Annotated in this window: 14 protein-coding genes; 13 read left to right on the top strand and 1 reads right to left on the bottom strand. The window is 54.0% G+C overall.

Annotated elements, in window-relative coordinates:
* Nucleotides 1-48 precede the first annotated feature (48 nt).
* From KP626_RS01380 to KP626_RS01430, 11 genes are all read left to right on the top strand, one after another.
* Nucleotides 49-1,353, top strand: a complete 1,305-nt coding sequence (locus tag KP626_RS01380) for a [Fe-Fe] hydrogenase large subunit C-terminal domain-containing protein (protein ID WP_395977620.1) — start codon at nucleotides 49-51, stop codon at nucleotides 1,351-1,353.
* Nucleotides 1,354-1,382: 29 nt separating this feature from the next.
* Nucleotides 1,383-1,730 carry an AraC family transcriptional regulator gene (locus KP626_RS01385; RefSeq protein ID WP_395977622.1) on the top strand — a complete coding sequence of 116 codons (348 nt, stop codon included), beginning with the start codon at nucleotides 1,383-1,385 and terminating at the stop codon, nucleotides 1,728-1,730.
* Complete coding sequence (locus KP626_RS01390; protein ID WP_395977624.1) at nucleotides 1,727-2,428, top strand: PHP domain-containing protein; 702 nt, start codon at nucleotides 1,727-1,729, stop codon at nucleotides 2,426-2,428. Before KP626_RS01385 ends, KP626_RS01390 begins: the two co-directional genes overlap by 4 nt.
* 224 nt (nucleotides 2,429-2,652) lie before the next feature.
* Complete coding sequence (gene nuoE / locus KP626_RS01395) at nucleotides 2,653-3,132, top strand: NADH-quinone oxidoreductase subunit NuoE (protein ID WP_395977626.1); 480 nt, start codon at nucleotides 2,653-2,655, stop codon at nucleotides 3,130-3,132.
* A 33-nt stretch (nucleotides 3,133-3,165) separates the two neighbouring features.
* Complete coding sequence (locus KP626_RS01400; protein WP_395978909.1) at nucleotides 3,166-3,693, top strand: ATP-binding protein; 528 nt, start codon at nucleotides 3,166-3,168, stop codon at nucleotides 3,691-3,693.
* A 1-nt stretch (nucleotide 3,694) separates the two neighbouring features.
* Nucleotides 3,695-4,075, top strand: a complete 381-nt coding sequence (locus KP626_RS01405; protein ID WP_395977628.1) for a (2Fe-2S) ferredoxin domain-containing protein — start codon at nucleotides 3,695-3,697, stop codon at nucleotides 4,073-4,075.
* Nucleotides 4,076-4,116: 41 nt separating this feature from the next.
* On the top strand, nucleotides 4,117-5,913 hold the full coding sequence (gene nuoF, locus KP626_RS01410) for an NADH-quinone oxidoreductase subunit NuoF (protein WP_395977630.1): 1,797 nt from the start codon (nucleotides 4,117-4,119) through the stop codon (nucleotides 5,911-5,913).
* 204 nt (nucleotides 5,914-6,117) lie between these two features.
* Nucleotides 6,118-6,636 (top strand): hypothetical protein, encoded by a 519-nt coding sequence (locus tag KP626_RS01415; protein ID WP_395977632.1) that lies wholly within the window; start codon nucleotides 6,118-6,120, stop codon nucleotides 6,634-6,636.
* A gap of 7 nt (nucleotides 6,637-6,643) precedes the next feature.
* The gene (locus KP626_RS01420) at nucleotides 6,644-8,623 is read left to right on the top strand and encodes a type IIA DNA topoisomerase subunit B (protein ID WP_395977634.1); all 1,980 of its coding nucleotides are present in this window, start codon (nucleotides 6,644-6,646) and stop codon (nucleotides 8,621-8,623) included.
* A complete protein-coding gene (locus KP626_RS01425) occupies nucleotides 8,613-11,042 on the top strand; it encodes a DNA topoisomerase (ATP-hydrolyzing) subunit A (RefSeq protein WP_395977636.1) in 2,430 nt (809 codons plus the stop codon). Before KP626_RS01420 ends, KP626_RS01425 begins: the two co-directional genes overlap by 11 nt.
* A 75-nt stretch (nucleotides 11,043-11,117) precedes the next feature.
* On the top strand, nucleotides 11,118-12,557 hold the full coding sequence (locus tag KP626_RS01430; protein ID WP_395977638.1) for a polysaccharide deacetylase family protein: 1,440 nt from the start codon (nucleotides 11,118-11,120) through the stop codon (nucleotides 12,555-12,557).
* Nucleotides 12,558-12,595: 38 nt separating this feature from the next.
* Here KP626_RS01430 and KP626_RS01435 read toward each other — a convergent pair whose 3' ends face one another.
* Entirely contained in the window at nucleotides 12,596-13,726 is a 1,131-nt protein-coding gene (locus tag KP626_RS01435) for an N-acetylglucosamine-6-phosphate deacetylase (protein ID WP_395977640.1), read from the bottom strand.
* 194 nt (nucleotides 13,727-13,920) lie between these two features.
* Here KP626_RS01435 and KP626_RS01440 point away from each other — a divergent pair, with 194 nt between their 5' ends.
* Both KP626_RS01440 and KP626_RS01445 read left to right on the top strand, forming a co-directional pair.
* The gene (locus KP626_RS01440; RefSeq protein WP_395977642.1) at nucleotides 13,921-15,132 is read left to right on the top strand and encodes an HlyD family efflux transporter periplasmic adaptor subunit; all 1,212 of its coding nucleotides are present in this window, start codon (nucleotides 13,921-13,923) and stop codon (nucleotides 15,130-15,132) included.
* Nucleotides 15,129-15,815: a YggS family pyridoxal phosphate-dependent enzyme gene (locus tag KP626_RS01445; protein ID WP_395977644.1), complete on the top strand. Its 687-nt coding sequence runs from the start codon at nucleotides 15,129-15,131 to the stop codon at nucleotides 15,813-15,815. The genes KP626_RS01440 and KP626_RS01445 overlap by 4 nt, the downstream gene beginning before the upstream one ends.
* The last annotated feature ends 23 nt before the right edge of the window (nucleotides 15,816-15,838 follow it).

Raw genomic sequence — 15,838 nt, forward strand, 5'->3', positions numbered from 1 at the left:
TGCCATGGATATAGAATAGAAATGATGTTTACTGGGGGGTTGATTGATTTGGACGAGTATACCCATTCGGTGCGTTTGGAGCGGGATAACTGCAAGGGATGCACCAACTGTATCAAAAACTGCCCCACCGAAGCCATCCGTGTGCGGGATGGCAAAGCGTGGATCAATAGCCAGCGCTGCATTGATTGCGGCGAGTGCATCCGCAAATGTCCGTATTTTGCAAAGGTGGCGGTGACGGATTCCCTGGAGGATCTAAAGAGATTCCGCTATCGCATTGCGGTGCCTGCGCCCACCCTTTATGGCCAGTATAAGAACATCCGGAGCCTGCCCGCTTTACTGGGGGCGCTTCGTGCCGTAGGGTTCGATGACGTGTTTGACGTAGCCCGCGCAGCCGATGTAATTACCCGGACTTCCCGGGATTATTTGCTCCGCCATGAGATGCCAAAACCCATCATTAGCAGCGCATGTCCAGCGGTGGTGCGCCTGATTCAGGTGCGCTTCCCAGAGCTCTTGGACCATGTCTTGCCGGTGATTCCGCCTAACGAGGCGGCGGCGCGAATCGCAAAGGACGAGTTTTCGCGGATAAACGGCGTGCCCAAAGAGGAGATCGGGGTATTCTTCATTACGCCCTGTGCCGCCAAGATGACCGCCAAGATGAATCCGATTGGATTTGAAAAAAGCGCCATTGACGGCTGTATTTCCATGATCGACCTCTATGGAGAGATCAACCGCAATCTGGGGGAGGCTGGTTCCGAGGGCTTTTCCCCCGATAAGATGGCCAGCAAATACGGCATCGGCTGGTCGGTGACGGGCGGCGAGGCCATCGCTATGGGCAAGGAGAGCTATCTTGCGGTAGACGGAATTGCCAACGTCATCCAGGTATTGGAGGAGATCGAGAACGGCAAGTTTACCGATCTAGAATTTTTTGAAGGCCTATCCTGTATTGGCGGATGCGTGGGCGGCCCATTGACCTTTGAAAACAAATATGTGGCAAAGGATCGAATCCGACGGATTACCGAGTCCATGGAGGAACCCAAGGAGAGCCCGGAGGATGTAAAGCGCTGGGCCCGCCGCCATGACCTCTACTTTACCCGGGAGCTGGAACCCAAGAGCGTTTTACAGCTGGACGACGATATCGCCGAAGCCATCCGGAAGATGGAAGAGATGGAGGAAATCTATGAAAGGCTGCCGGATCTGGACTGCGGCTCCTGTGGCGCTCCCACCTGTCATGCTCTGGCGGAGGACATCGTCCAGGGTGAGGCATCGGAGATGGATTGTATTTTCATTTTACGGGATCGCCTACGCCAGGTGGCCCAGGATCTGGTAAACATTGCGGATAACAACAGCCGCTAATGCGAAAAGAGAGAAAGGACTGTAACCAAATGACGGTAGGAGAGATTAGCCGGGAACTGAATCTAACCCCTCTTACAAAGGGAGACCCCGACGCTCCGGTACTGGGAGGCTGTTGCTGCGATCTTCTCAGCTGGGTCATGGCCCACGGCGTTCACCAGGGGGCTTGGATTACCGTGCAGACCCATATGAATACCATCGCCGTGGCCACCCTATTGGATTTAAGCTGTCTGATCATTCCGGAGAGCATTCCCGTGGAGGAGGATGTTCTGAATAAAGCGGAGGAGGAGGGCATCGCCGTGCTGCAAAGTCCCATGACGGCCTATGAGATCTGTGGCCGGTTGTATCGCTTAGGGATTGGCGCCTCCGCCCGGACATGAAGATTGCCGCCGATCTCCACATCCATTCCTGCGCCTCTCCCTGCGGGGATGACGATATGACGCCCAATAACATCGCGGGTATGGCGGCAGTAAAGGGATTGGAGATGATTGCGGTCGCGGACCACAACACGGCGGCCAATTTGCCGGCGCTGGCCTCCTGCTGTCTCCAATATGGCATTACCTTGGTACCGGCCCTGGAGGTGCAGACCATCGAGGACGTCCATATTCTCTGCTATCTTCCAAATTTGGAGGCGGCCCATCGGTTGGACCGGGAGGTGTATGGGCGGCTGCCGGATATCCCCAACAATAGGGAGATCTTTGGCAATCAGTGGATCCTGGATCAGCAGGATCAAAAAATAGGGGAGATTGAAAAGCTTCTGCTGCAGAGTACCCAGATGGATATCGAGGAACTCTATGATTTGGTTTGGGAGATGGAGGGCATTTGCGTGCCCGCCCATATCAACCGCAATGCCAACGGTATGCTCTACTCCTTGGGGTTTATGCCCATAAAGCCATCGTTTCCATCGGTGGAAATCTATCGGTACTGCGCGGCGCCGGAGCTGGATACCTCCGGCTATCATGTGTTGTATAGTTCGGACGCCCATTATTTGTGGGATATCTTTGAACGGGATAGCTTTATTGATCTTAGGGAGAATACACCGCAGGCTTTGATCCAAAAACTGCGGACTAGAAAATAGGGCGGTACCCTTCCGTATTTTCCAGATATAGGTATACAATAGACCCAAGGAAATCAAATCCCGAAAAAAAGCGGGAAATGAGAAAAAATAAGATGCAAATTACCGACATGTGTGCTAAAATCTTGTAGGATATTGACAAAAAAATAACGATACATTCCGTGCGTTTCTGTGTAAACAAAGGGATGATCATACAACTTCTTTAGAACAATGGAGGGGGTTTTATTATGTCCAACAACGAGTTGTCCCAGGAGAAGTTCGAGGAGCTGCGTGGGTTTATTCAGGCCCATAAGGATGATAAGGGCGCTTTGATGCCCATCATGCAGAAGGCTCAGGAGATCTTCGGCTACCTCGGCGAGCCCATTCAGCAGTTTATCGCGGATGAAATGGGCATTCTGGTGTCCGAAGTCTACGGTGTTTCCACGTTCTACTCCCAGTTTGCCTTGGAGCCCAAGGGTCAGCACATCGTCAGCGTTTGCCTGGGAACCGCCTGCTATGTGCGCGGCGCTCAGAAGGTGCTGGATAAGCTGGCGGAGGAACTGGATATCGAGCCCGGCCGCACCACGCCTGACGGTCTCTTTACCCTGCAGGCCACCCGTTGTCTGGGTTGCTGCGGCTTAGCCCCGGTGATGACCATCGGCGAGGAGGTCTATGGCCGCCTTACTGAAAATGAAATCCCCGGCATCGTGGCCAAATATCGCGCGTAACCTCCGGCCATGAAGGATATTTCCCTCCATGTGATGGACATTCTCCAAAACAGCATTGCGGCAAAAGCCAGGCTGATGGAGATATGCGTCCTGGCGGATACTTCGGCTAATTGGCTGACGGTTTCCATCCGGGATGATGGTAAGGGCATGGATGCGGAACTGGTACGGCGGGTTACCAGCCCCTTTACCACCAGCCGGACTACCCGGAAGGTGGGACTAGGGATTCCGCTCTTTCAAGCGGGAGCGGAGCAGACCGGCGGCAGCTTTTCCATCCAGAGCCAGGTGGGAAAGGGCACTTTGGTGAAAGCCGTCTATGTGATGGATTCCATCGACCGTCCCCCTAGGGGGGATATTGCCGGCGTGGTGTATACCGCTATCATCTGCAACCCTGAGCTGGATTTCATCTACCGGGTCGGGAAGGATGGAAGGGAATTTATCGCGGATACAAGGGAATTGAAGGCCGTTTTAAACGGCGTTCCCCTTGACGATATCGAAGTCGGCCCCTGGCTGGCCGAATACCTCAAACAAGGCGAAAATGATGTAATTGGAGGGGTTTTATAAAATGAAGTCGCTAAAAGAATTGGAAGAGATCAGAAACAGGGCTATGAGTCGTGTAAACATGCGGCATGACCGGGATACCGGAACCCGTATCGTGGTGGGCATGGCTACCTGTGGCATTGCTGCCGGCGCTCGTCCCGTGCTGAACGCCTTTGTGGAAGAGGTTCAGAAGCGGGGCCTCAGCGATGTAGTGGTGTCCCAGACGGGTTGTATTGGCGTATGCCGCCTGGAGCCCATGGCTGAGGTGTACACTCCCGGCAATGAGAAGGTTACCTATGTGAAGCTTACTGCGGACATGGTTCCCAATATCATTAACCAGCACATCGTAAACGGCCAGCCTGTGATTGAGCAGACCATCGGCTATTACGAAGAGCATAACAAATAAAATCACATCGTTTACTTGGGTTTATTGAGGAGGAAATCGACATGAATTTTTATCGCTCCCATGTGCTGGTCTGCGGTGGTACGGGCTGTACCTCTTCCGGATCCGCACAGATCATCGAGGAATTTAATAAGCAGATTCAGGCTGCTGGCCTGGAGAAAGAGGTTCAGGTTGTCCGTACCGGTTGTTTTGGACTGTGCGAGCTGGGCCCCGTGGTCATCGTTTATCCCGAAGGCTCCTTTTATAGCCGGGTAAAGGTAGAAGATGTAGCGGAGATCACCACCGAGCATCTGCTCAAAGGCCGCATTGTCCGCAGACTGCTCTATTCCGAGAGCGTAGTGGATGAGAACACCATCAAGAGCCTGGATAATGTGGACTTCTATAAAAAGCAGGAGCGGGTAGCCCTTCGGAACTGCGGCGTCATCGACCCTGAAAACATCGAAGAGTACATTGCTTTTGACGGCTACAAGGCCCTGGGTACCGTTTTGACCGAGAAGACCCCCCAGGAGGTTATCGACACCATCAAAGCCAGCGGCCTCCGCGGCCGGGGCGGTGCCGGATTCCCCACCGGCCTTAAGTGGCAGTTCGCGTCCGGCTACCAGGACGATCAGAAATATGTCCTTTGTAACGCTGATGAGGGCGATCCCGGCGCGTTCATGGATCGTTCCATCTTGGAAGGCGATCCCCATGTGGTCATCGAGGCCATGGCTATCGCAGGCTACGCCATCGGCGCCACCCAAGGCTATATCTACGTTCGGGCAGAGTATCCCATCGCGGTGCACCGCCTGGAGGTTGCCATCGGCCAGGCTCGGGAATACGGCATGCTGGGCAAGAACATCTTTGGCAGCGGGTTCGATTTCGATCTGGAGATCCGTCTGGGCGCCGGCGCTTTCGTGTGTGGCGAGGAAACCGCTCTGATGCGCTCGGTAGAGGGCAAGCGGGGCGAACCTACCCCTCGGCCTCCTTTCCCGGCGGAGAAGGGCCTTTTTGCCAAGCCTTCGGTTTTGAACAACGTTGAGACCTATGCCAACGTACCCCGCATCATCCTCAATGGGCCCGAGTGGTTCTCCGCTATGGGCACCGAGAAGAGCAAGGGCACCAAGGTATTTGCGCTGGGCGGCAAGATCAACAATACTGGATTGGTTGAGGTTCCCATGGGCACTACCCTCCGGGAGATCATCTACGAAATCGGCGGAGGCATTCCCAACGGCAAAAAGTTTAAGGCTGCTCAGACTGGTGGTCCTTCCGGCGGATGTATCCCTGCGGAGCACCTGGACACCCCCATCGACTACGATAACCTTATGGCCATCGGCAGCATGATGGGTTCCGGCGGTTTGATCGTTATGGACGAGGACAACTGCATGGTGGACATTGCCCGGTTCTTCCTGGACTTCATCGTGGATGAGAGCTGCGGCAAATGCACCCCCTGCCGGGTTGGCACCAAGAAAATGATGGAGATCCTGGACCGTATCGTCGCTGGCAAGGGTGAGGAAGGGGACATCGAGCGCCTAGAGGAACTGGGCAATGAGATCAAAGCAACCGCCTTGTGCGGCCTTGGCCAGACTGCGCCAAACCCTGTGCTGTCCACCATCCATTATTTCCGGGATGAGTATGAAGCCCATATCAAGGAAAAGCGGTGTCCCGCTGGGCATTGCCGGTCTTTGCTTTCCTATAAGATCGATCCTGAAAAGTGCAAAGGCTGCAGCCTTTGCGCCCGTAACTGCCCTGCTGATGCCATCTCCGGCACCGTGGGCAAGCCGTACAGTATCGATACCACCAAGTGCATCAAGTGCGGAGCTTGTGAGAGCGCCTGTAAGTTCAGCGCAATCTCCAAATCCTAACAAACCGTTTTTAAAAAAGGTCTGGCAGATGCCGGGCCTTTTTTTGTGTCTGCCACGGTATCCATGTGCCGGTGCGAATAGGAACTCTATGTGGGTGCAAGCTTAAAAGGGGAATTTTGGACAATACCAAGTATTGGGTGTTTCTTTACAATTCCCAAATAATTGATAGAATATATAGTATTACCAGAAAAGGAAGGTAACACGATGCCTTTTTCCAATCCAATGCTTTGGGGTGTTCTAGTCCTGATGCTTTTGCCCATCATCGGCACCATCCTTTGGCTGCTGAAGCGGGTGCTGAAACTATCTTTCTCCGTAGGGAAGATTCTTCTATTGCTGTTTGCCATCTGGTTTGTCTTTACGGCTGTAACTGGCGGGCTGAGCGATGTGTTTGGGAATATCAGCAAACCGAAGATCAGCCAGGAGGACGGAAAGCTGACCTATATCTCCGCCTTTTCTAAAACCAATCTGGATCTTGCGGACTATCAGGAACAAAACCAAGAATACAGCGTTAACACCGCTTTTGGCTCGGTAACGGTAACGGTGCCACAGGGGACTGTGGTTAAGCTGACCGTCCAGGGCTTTGCCTCCACCATCCACGATGGGGAGGATAAGACGACCCTAGCCTTTGGGGAAAAAGAATTGGTGGTCGGTAGTGGGAGCAACATCGTGGAGATGCGGGTCAACGCCGCCTTTATGCGGTTGAATTTCATACGAGGGGAATAGGGAAGCTATGGCCAAGACGACATACGGAGCCAGTGAGATCAGGGTGTTGGAGGGACTGGAAGCGGTACGAGTCCGCCCCGGCATGTATATTGGCACCACTGAAACCAGGGGATTGCACCATCTTTTATGGGAGATCGTGGACAACGCAATCGATGAAGCTGCCAACGGCTTTGCCGACCGGGTTTCCATCACCCTTAACCGGGATGGCTCCGCTACGGTGGAGGACAACGGCAGGGGCATTCCAGTGGACGAGCATCCTCAGCTGAAGGTGCCTGCTGTCCAGGTTGTATTTACCCAGCTTCATGCAGGCGGTAAGTTCGATAATAAGAGCTATCAGTACTCCGGCGGTCTTCACGGGGTGGGAGCCAGCGTGGTCAACGCTCTTTCCCGCAAACTTACGGTGGAGGTCGCGGTAGGAGGGATGCTCTACCGCCAGGAATACGCGTCGGAGTATGATGATGCCCAGAAGAAGGTCATTGCTGGGAAGCCGGTTACCGACCTCATGGAACTGGGGCGTACCCGGCGAAAGGGAAGTCGGATCACCTTTTGGCCCGATGACCGAATCTTTGACGACATTCGCTTCAACCGAGAGGTCATCGCCCGTCGCGTCCGAGAACTGGCATTTTTGAACCCCGGGATCACCTTGATCCTTACCGACGACCGCCTCAACCGAGAGGATGAGAACCGGGAGGTATCCTTCTGCTACCATGGCGGAATCGCCGACTACGTCAAATACGTCAATAGCGATAAAACCGTCCTGTTTGATAGCCCTATTTACTTGAAGGGAAAGCAGGATGGTGTTCTCATCGAGATTGCCATTCAGTACAACGATACCGATGGGGAAAACATCTATTCCTTTGTTAACAATATTCCCACTCCGGAAGGCGGTACCCACGAGATGGGATTCAAGGCCGCCTATACCAAGTGCTTCAACGACTATTCCCGAAGGGCTGGCATCTTAAAAGAGAAGGAAGCAAACCGGGCGGGAGAGGATTACCGTGCCGGCATGAGCGCCATTATCTCCATCAAGATGCAAAACGCACAGTTTGAGGGACAGACCAAGAGCAAGCTGGGAAATACCGAAGCGCGGACGGCGGTGGACGGGTTTGTCAGCGAGCATCTGCCGGATTTTCTTTCCGATCTGCGGAACGCCAAGGTGGTATCGGCCATTGCGGAAAAGGCGGCTCAGGCAGCTCGGGAGCGGGAAGCCGCGAAAAAGGCAAAAACCCTTGCCCGGGAAAGAAGTAAGCTGGAAAGCGCGCCACTGGTAGGGAAGTTGGCTAGCTGCACGGGCAGAAACCCCAAAGAAAACGAATTGTTTCTGGTGGAAGGTGATTCCGCCGGCGGTACGGCCAAACAGGGCCGAGACCGGCGGTTCCAGGCGATCTTGCCTCTCCGCGGCAAGCCCCTCAACAGCGAAAAGCGCAAGATCGACCAGGTGCTGGCCAACGAGGAGATTCGCACCATCATCACGGCCCTAGGCACCGGGATCGACAACAACTTCGATCTTTCCAGCCTCAAGTACGACAGGGTCATCATCCTCTCGGATGCGGATCAGGACGGCGCCCATATTCGTGCCATTCTTTTGACCTTTTTCTTCCGGTTTATGCGGCCTCTTATCAACGAGGGACACGTCTATATCGGCATGCCCCCCCTGTATAAGATCACAAAGGGAAATAAATCGGAGTATGCCTATGACGATGAGACCATGGAGCGGATGGTGAAGAAGCTGGAGCGCAACTATACCCTTCAGCGCTATAAGGGATTGGGAGAGATGAATCCAGAACAGCTGTGGGACACCACGCTAAACCCCGAGACCCGGACCATGATGCGGGTATCGGTGGAGGACGCTATTGAGGCGGATCGCCGTATTTCGGTGCTGATGGGGGATAAGGCGGAGCCCCGGCGGGATTATATCTACCAATACGCCAATTTCAACAAAGAGGACGCCCTCTATAAGATGGAGGTGAACCGCATTGGCCAGTAAAAAGCAGTCTGCCGCACCCAAAACGCTGGGACGGATCATCGAGCGTCCCTTGGAGGAGGTGATGCACACCTCCATGATTCCCTACGCGGAGTATGTCATTTTGGAGCGGGCTCTGCCTCGGGTGGAGGATGGGCTAAAGCCGGTGCAAAGGCGCATCCTCTATTCCATGATGGAGTTGGGCATTACCCCCGATAAACCCCACCGCAAATGCGCTCGGATTGTAGGGGATACCCTGGGAAAATACCATCCCCATGGGGATTCCTCGGTATACAACGCCCTGGTTCGTATGGCCCAGGATTTTAATATGAGCGTGCCCCTGGTGGATGGTCACGGCAATTTTGGCAGCATCGACGGAGATCCTGCTGCCGCTATGCGGTATACCGAGGCCCGCCTTACCCCAGCTGCTTTGGAACTGCTACGGGATATTGAAAAGGAGACGGTCTCCTTCTCTTTAAATTTTGATGACAGCCAGAAGGAGCCGGATATGCTCCCTGGCCGTTTTCCCAATCTCTTGGTCAATGGAGCCCAGGGGATCGCTGTGGGCCTCAGCACCAGTATTCCGCCCCACAACATGGGGGAGGCCATTGACGGCGTCATTGCCATGCTGCGCAAGCCTAGGATTTCCCTGGATGAGTTAATGGAGCATATCAAGGGCCCGGATTTCCCGACGGGGGGCTTTTGTACCTGTGGGGATGACCTGAAAAAGGCCTATGAGACCGGCAAAGGATCGGTAAGCCTTCGGGCCAAGACTGAGATTGAACGGGATAAGAACGGGAAAAGCAGAATCGTCATAACGGAATTGCCCTATCAGGTGGAAAAAGCGGGCCTTTTGGGCAAAATATTGAAGCTGTGTGAGGATAGAAAGGGCATCCTCTCTGCAATTTCCGACATCCGGGACGAATCCGATAAAACCGGTATGCGGGCTGTTATCGAGATCAAAAAGGACGGGGACGCCGATAAAATCCTCAACTACCTCTATAAGCACAGCGATCTCCAGATTAACTTTAGTTTCAATATGGTGGCCATTGTAGCCGGCAAGCCCCGGCTATTAGGGCTTATGGAGATGTGCCGCCATTATGCGGACTACCAGAAGGAGATCCTCTTAAAGCGTACCAACTATGAGCTTTTTGAGGCGGAACGGCGGGAGCATATCCTGTCGGGATTGATCCTGGCGGCCCTTAACATCGATGAGGTAATCCGCATCATTCGGGCCAGCGAGAACGCCCAAGCCGCCCGAATCGCTCTGATGGACATCTTTGCGCTCACCAGCGAACAGGCCCAGGCCATCCTGGACATGCGCCTGCGCCGGCTTACCTCACTGGAGGTTATTGCGCTTCGCAAAGAGCATGCTGAGGTAACGGCTCTCATTGAGGAGCTGCGGGGCATTGTAGAGGATGAGCGGAAGCTGGTCAATCTTCTGGTCAAGGAACTGCGGGAGATCAAATCCAAATATGCCGGACCCCGCCGGACGGTGCTTCAGGAAAAGCTGGCCATTCGTACGGTGGAGGTAAAGGAGGCGGCTGCAAGCGAGCCATGCGATGTGATCTATACCCGGAAGGGTTACCTCAAACGCATGGATAAGCGGATCGCCCAGAAAGCCGATGAATCCTATGCCGAGGACGCCTTTGTCATTCCAACTCGAACCGATGATAAACTGCTGCTGTTTACCAATTTAGGGAATATGTTGGTGCTGCCGGTATCCGCGGTGCCTCAGGGAAAGCTGCGGGATCGGGGCAGCAGCGTACATTCTTTGGTCTCTGGTATGGAGAAGGAGGAGTCCCCGGTGGCCATTCTACCCCAGGGAGATGGGCAGGGCGAGCTTCTTTTCCTAACCCGGATGGGAATGGTAAAACGCACGGCTATGGCGGAATACCGCACCAGCCGCAACAGGCTTGCGGCCTGTGGCCTCAAGGGTGAGGATAGGCTGTTTACCGTACTGCCTGCGGGGGAAGGGGACCTGACCCTCATCAGCCGCAATGGGTTTGCTATTCGCTTTGATGCCGCATCGGTGCCCACGCAGGGACGGACGGCAGGTGGTGTGAAGTGCATCAATTTGGCGCCTGGAGACGCCGTCCTGTCGGCAGGCCAATGGCTGGGAGAGGAAACCTTGATCCTGGTGAGCGACCGGGGCTATGGAAAGCGGATGCAGGTACAGGAGATCGAGGTTCAAAACCGTAACGGAAAGGGCCAGAGGATCTTTGGGTTTGACCGGGAGGGTGTATACGGAGCCATACTTGCGGGGGCGGAGATTGCAGAGCTTGGAGAAACCGTTTTGCTACACCAGGAGGGGGGAGAAACCACCCCGGTTGCGGTATCCGAGATGCCCCTTGAGACCAAGCAGGGGAAAGGGGTCCCCCTGGTGTTGGCCCTGTTCGATAATATTGTGAATAAAATATCAAAACAACTATTGAATCAGTAAAAATAAAGGATATAATGGAACCGAAATACGGTAAATATCGTCTTATTTCGCAAACGACAGATCCTTGGTGAAGACATGAAAAAAATGCTGCAAAAAATATCGATATTGGGAATGGCCCTTCTTTTGATGCTCTGCGTTGCCTGCGGTGGGAACAACGCTCGCGTATTTACGGTAGAGTCCATGGCAAAGGACTTTCAGGCGGTTGGGGAAAACACGACTCAGACAATCGAAGGCCCCTTGGGATATCTTGCTTCCGTTACCTCCACGGAGCGGAGCGATAACCATGAGATCCACCTGTCCTATCCCAAAAGTGAAAACGAGTATTTCAATCGCAGCATGCGGCAATTGGCCTCCCAGGAGATGAAGATGTTCCATGCCTTTCGGAAGGACAAAGAGGGAAAGTTCACCTTGACGATGAATTATCAGGTGGCCAATCTGGATGACAGCGTGCTCAGCATTTTGCTGCTTTCCAATATGTCCTGGCCGGACGGTTCCTATCTGCACCTGTCCTCTCGGAACTTCAGTGTGAAAACGGGATACCCTTTGGTGCTGGACGATCTTTTCCTGGCGGACAGCGGCTACGATGAAGCGCTTGCCCAGCTGGTGACTGGAGAACTGATGGCTATGAACGGCCGCGACCGGCTGGTGGCCAACGCCGGAAGCGCTGAGGAAGGAGCCCTCAGCGAGGGCTTTTCCCTTTCCCTTGCGGATCTATCCGATTTCTATCTTGAAGGGGACAGCGTCTGCTTTATTCTGGATCGAGACCGTGTGGCCGTAAAAGATGAAGGCGCTGTGGTGGTGAAGGTGGAGAAAGCCAAACTGGCCCAGTACTTGGCTGAACCGGGAGATGTTAACGGGGTGGAGCCTACGCCCATTCCCACGCCTGTTCCGACCCCTGCGCCCCATGATCCCCAGAAAAAGTACGTGGCCCTAACCTTTGATGATGGCCCCAACCCAAAAACGACCCCGATGTTGCTGGATATTCTAAAGGAGAAGAACGTGAAAGCCACCTTCTTCTGCCTGGGCAGCAATGTGGACAAGTACCCCGAAATTGCGAAACGCGCGGCCGACGAAGGGCATCTGGTGTGCAGCCATACCTATTCCCACAAGAACCTCAATAAGCTTTCCGCCGACGAAATCAAAAACGAAATGGAGCGCGCAGATCAGGCTATCCAAGCGGCTACGGGTCAGCGTCCTAAATACATTCGGCCGCCCTATGGCAACGCGAACGATACCGTAAAGCAGACCATAGACCGGCCGTTGGTAAACTGGTCGGTGGATCCTGAGGATTGGAAGATCCGCAATGCCGCCCAGATCACCAGCCGGGTGGTAGCGGCGACGGAGGAGGGGGATATCATCCTCAGCCACGATATTTATAGCGAAACGGTCAACTCCGTGGCGGGCACCATCGATCAGCTTCGGGCCCAAGGCTATGAATTTGTGACGGTAGATCAGCTCTTTGCCATCTATGAGACTAATCCCCAGCCCGGAAACAAGGTATTTGAGGCAAAATAAATAAAAAGGCGGCAGCAGCCGCCTTTTTTGTTTTGGTCTTATTTCGCCTCGTAGAAAATCTGTCCGTCTATGATGGTCTTTTCCACGTGGAGCCCCTCATCCATGATGACGATATCGCCCTTCCTGCCCAGGGCGATTTTTCCTCGGTCGGTAATCCCCATGGAGATGGCGGGATTCTCCGCATACATGCGGCCAACCTCTTCCAAGGTCAGCCCCATGGAAAGCGCGGTCCGCATAACGGAATCAAAGGTATGGGTTCCCGCAAGAAGCATGCCGGTAAGATCCCGCGCCATGCCGTCCTTGATCTCGTACTCCTCGCCGGTTTTGCCGATATACCGTCCTTCGGGTTTGCCCATGTATTCCGAGCCGTCGGTGATGCCCAGCACATGGTCGATGCCCTTGTTTTTGATGGCAAGACGGATAAATGGGGGCAGTACATGGACGCCGTCTACCGTAAGCTGGGCATAAAGGCGATCCTCCAGCAAGCAACCTACCACGGCGCCGTCCACCCGGTGATTCATCTTGGGAAAGCCGTTGAACAGGTGGGAAATCTGAGTGGCTCCCCGGTCAGCTGCCTCCTTGATCTGGCCGCTGGTAGCAAGGGTATACCCCAGCTCAATGATGATCCCATGGCTCCGGGCCCAGGAAATATACTCCATGGCGCCGGGGAGTTCGGGAGCGACGCACACCATGGAGATGATGTCTAAATCCCCATCTACCATGGCGGTGGTATGCTCCGGAGAGGGATTTGTGGCGGCGGGCCCATAGTGGCTGGCATGGTTATGCGGGCTAAAATACGGCCCCTCAAAGTGGATGCCTACGATGTCCGTGCCGGGGCATCCCATCGCATCCTTGACCCCCTGTACGGATCTCTGCGCCATCTCCACATTATGTGGCGCCAGGGTAGGGAAAAAGGACGTAACGCCGTTCTCGGGATACCGGGCGCAGATTTTTCGCATGGCGTCAGCGCCGTCGCCGCAGGATACCTCAAAACCGCCATGGCAGTGCACGTCGATGAATCCGGGGAAGACCAGCTTGCCGGCAGCGTCGATCACCTGGCCGTCATAGGAAAGACCAAGGCCGATGGAGCGGATCTTGCCGTCCTCAAGGATCACGTCGGCGGAGCGAAATTGGCCGTCCATAAAGACCCTTCCATTTTTGATGAGCATAGGGCAGACCTCCTTATTATGAATTGTCCATTTTCTTCATTATAACAGGAGCGCCAGAAAAAGGAAGGAAAATGAAAAACCGCAAAATCGTGGACGAATTTGGAAGTCTGCCAAGAGGAAAATACCATTTTGCAGGGTTCGACAATATATGCTATAATTCACTAATAAACATCTAGATTGAATCGGGTGCAATGATGAATCGAGGACCAAGACGCAGAAGGGTACGGCGTAGGCCCACCAAGCGGTTTTATATTACCATAGGGATACTGGCGGCAGTTGTGGTACTGGTGCTGTTTTTTGCCCTGCGGCGTCCCAGCTATGGAGAGTTGCAGGAAGCCACCATGACCTTTGAGCAGACCTATCCCGTGGTGCTCATTCGGGATGAAACGGTATACAGCGCCACCAACTATGGACAGGCGGTGTTTTACGCTTCGGAAGGGGAGCGGGTCAGCAAAGGCAGCAAGATTGCCGAGGTTTACCGCTGGGGCTATAACGAAAGCCTTTTTAAAGACCTGATCGCCGTTCAGCAGCAGATACGGGATTACCAGGAGAATACCGTTTGGCGCGATGTGGTGGACACAGGGCTCAATACCTTAAATAGTCAGATTGCCACCAAATTGGAGGAAGTGGCCGCCGCTGTCTCGGGGGATTCCGCTACCGACGTCATTGCTCTGGAGCGGGGGCTCAGTGAGCTGCTTAACCAGAAGAGAAACTACCTGAAGAACAACGTCAAAGCCGACGATGAGCTGAATCGCCTGTATGCCAGTGAAACCCAATTGCAGGAAAAGCTTGCCTCCTGGCGTGAGGACGTCATGGCCGAGGAAGCGGGGATGGTTAGTTTTAATTTGGATGGGCATGAACAGACGCTCAATCCGCTCAACATGGATAAGCTCACCCGAAAGGACATTGAAAACGCCAAATCCGGCACCTCTACCATCGCCTATAACAAGGATAGCACCACGCGTGCCCTTTACCGGTTGGTGAATAACTATACCTGGTATTGCGTCATCTTAGCGGACGATTCCATCAAGGAGATGAAAAAGGACGAGAAGTTCATGATGACCTTTGAGGGTTACATGGATCGTCCCCATGAGGGAAAGATCATCGGTACCCGAAAGCCCGAAGATGGAGGAATTCTCTATTTCGTGGAGATTCAGGAGGATATTGGGCCTTTGATCAGCGTGCGGAATGCAGTTACCACCATGAAGAAGGATTATACCGGTATCAAGGTCAGCAAGAAGGCGTTGTTTACCGAGGATACCGTTCTTGGAATTAAGGTGGTTGAGGGCAACACCACCGAGTTTGTGCCGGTAACGGTGGTCTATGAGGACGGAACCGATGCCATCATCCAGGCTGCCGAGGAGGGAACCACCCTCATGGCAGGCTCCAAGGTGGTCTTAAAATGACGGAGATGGCACAAAGGCTCCAGGCTGTTCATGAGGCAATAGCCGATGCAGCCCGGAAAGCAGGCAGGGAAGAAAAGGAAATCGCGCTGTTATGCGTCAGCAAGAACTTCGGCCCGGAAGCCGTTCTGGAAGCGGCGAGCCTGGGAGAAACCTCCTTTGGGGAAAATAGGGTTGACGAATTCCTTACCAAGCGTGATAATATAAACTTAAGTGTCCAGTGGCACTTGATCGGTCAATTGCAGACCAATAAGGTAAAGAAGATCATTGGGAAAACCGCGCTCATTCAGTCGGTGGACAGGCCCTCGCTGGCGGAGGAATTAAGCCGTCGGAGCATGGCCGCAGGCGTTGTAACGGATGTATTGCTCCAGGTGGATCTCAAAAAGCGCGAGGGAAGGGGCGGCGCTACCGAGGAGGATGCCAAGGCCCTTTTGGATGGGGTGCTCTCCCTGCCCGGCATTCGGTTACGGGGATTGATGAACGTGGCGCCTCTGGGAGCTTCTTCTCGGGAGACCAGTGAGAACTTTGCCCGGATTAAAGAACTGTTTGACCGTTTTTCACAGGATGTGCGGTCCGCGGATTTTTCCATCCTCTCTATGGGGATGAGCGGCGATTTTGAGCTGGCCATCGCACAAGGGTCCACCATGGTGCGGATCGGCTCGGCGATCTTTGGGGCGAGGCGGTAGTTTTGCCCGTTTGGAGGTTACAG

The sequence above is a fragment of the Christensenella sp. MSJ-20 genome, assembly GCF_044357945.1.
Lineage (GTDB): Bacteria > Bacillota > Clostridia > Christensenellales > QAND01 > QAND01.

Bases quoted from the DNA above. Each gene is read 5' to 3' on its own strand.
- KP626_RS01445 (WP_395977644.1), top strand. From the start codon at position 15,129: ATGACGGAGATGGCACAAAGGCTCCAGGCTGTTCATGAGGCAATAGCC.
- KP626_RS01440 (WP_395977642.1), top strand. From the start codon at position 13,921: ATGAATCGAGGACCAAGACGCAGAAGGGTACGGCGTAGGCCCACCAAG.
- KP626_RS01400 (WP_395978909.1), top strand. From the start codon at position 3,166: ATGGACATTCTCCAAAACAGCATTGCGGCAAAAGCCAGGCTGATGGAG.
- KP626_RS01390 (WP_395977624.1), top strand. From the start codon at position 1,727: ATGAAGATTGCCGCCGATCTCCACATCCATTCCTGCGCCTCTCCCTGC.
- KP626_RS01405 (WP_395977628.1), top strand. From the start codon at position 3,695: ATGAAGTCGCTAAAAGAATTGGAAGAGATCAGAAACAGGGCTATGAGT.
- KP626_RS01430 (WP_395977638.1), top strand. From the start codon at position 11,118: ATGAAAAAAATGCTGCAAAAAATATCGATATTGGGAATGGCCCTTCTT.
- nuoE (WP_395977626.1), top strand. From the start codon at position 2,653: ATGTCCAACAACGAGTTGTCCCAGGAGAAGTTCGAGGAGCTGCGTGGG.
- KP626_RS01385 (WP_395977622.1), top strand. From the start codon at position 1,383: ATGACGGTAGGAGAGATTAGCCGGGAACTGAATCTAACCCCTCTTACA.
- KP626_RS01435 (WP_395977640.1), bottom strand. From the start codon at position 13,726: ATGCTCATCAAAAATGGAAGGGTCTTTATGGACGGCCAATTTCGCTCC.
- KP626_RS01420 (WP_395977634.1), top strand. From the start codon at position 6,644: ATGGCCAAGACGACATACGGAGCCAGTGAGATCAGGGTGTTGGAGGGA.
- nuoF (WP_395977630.1), top strand. From the start codon at position 4,117: ATGAATTTTTATCGCTCCCATGTGCTGGTCTGCGGTGGTACGGGCTGT.
- KP626_RS01415 (WP_395977632.1), top strand. From the start codon at position 6,118: ATGCCTTTTTCCAATCCAATGCTTTGGGGTGTTCTAGTCCTGATGCTT.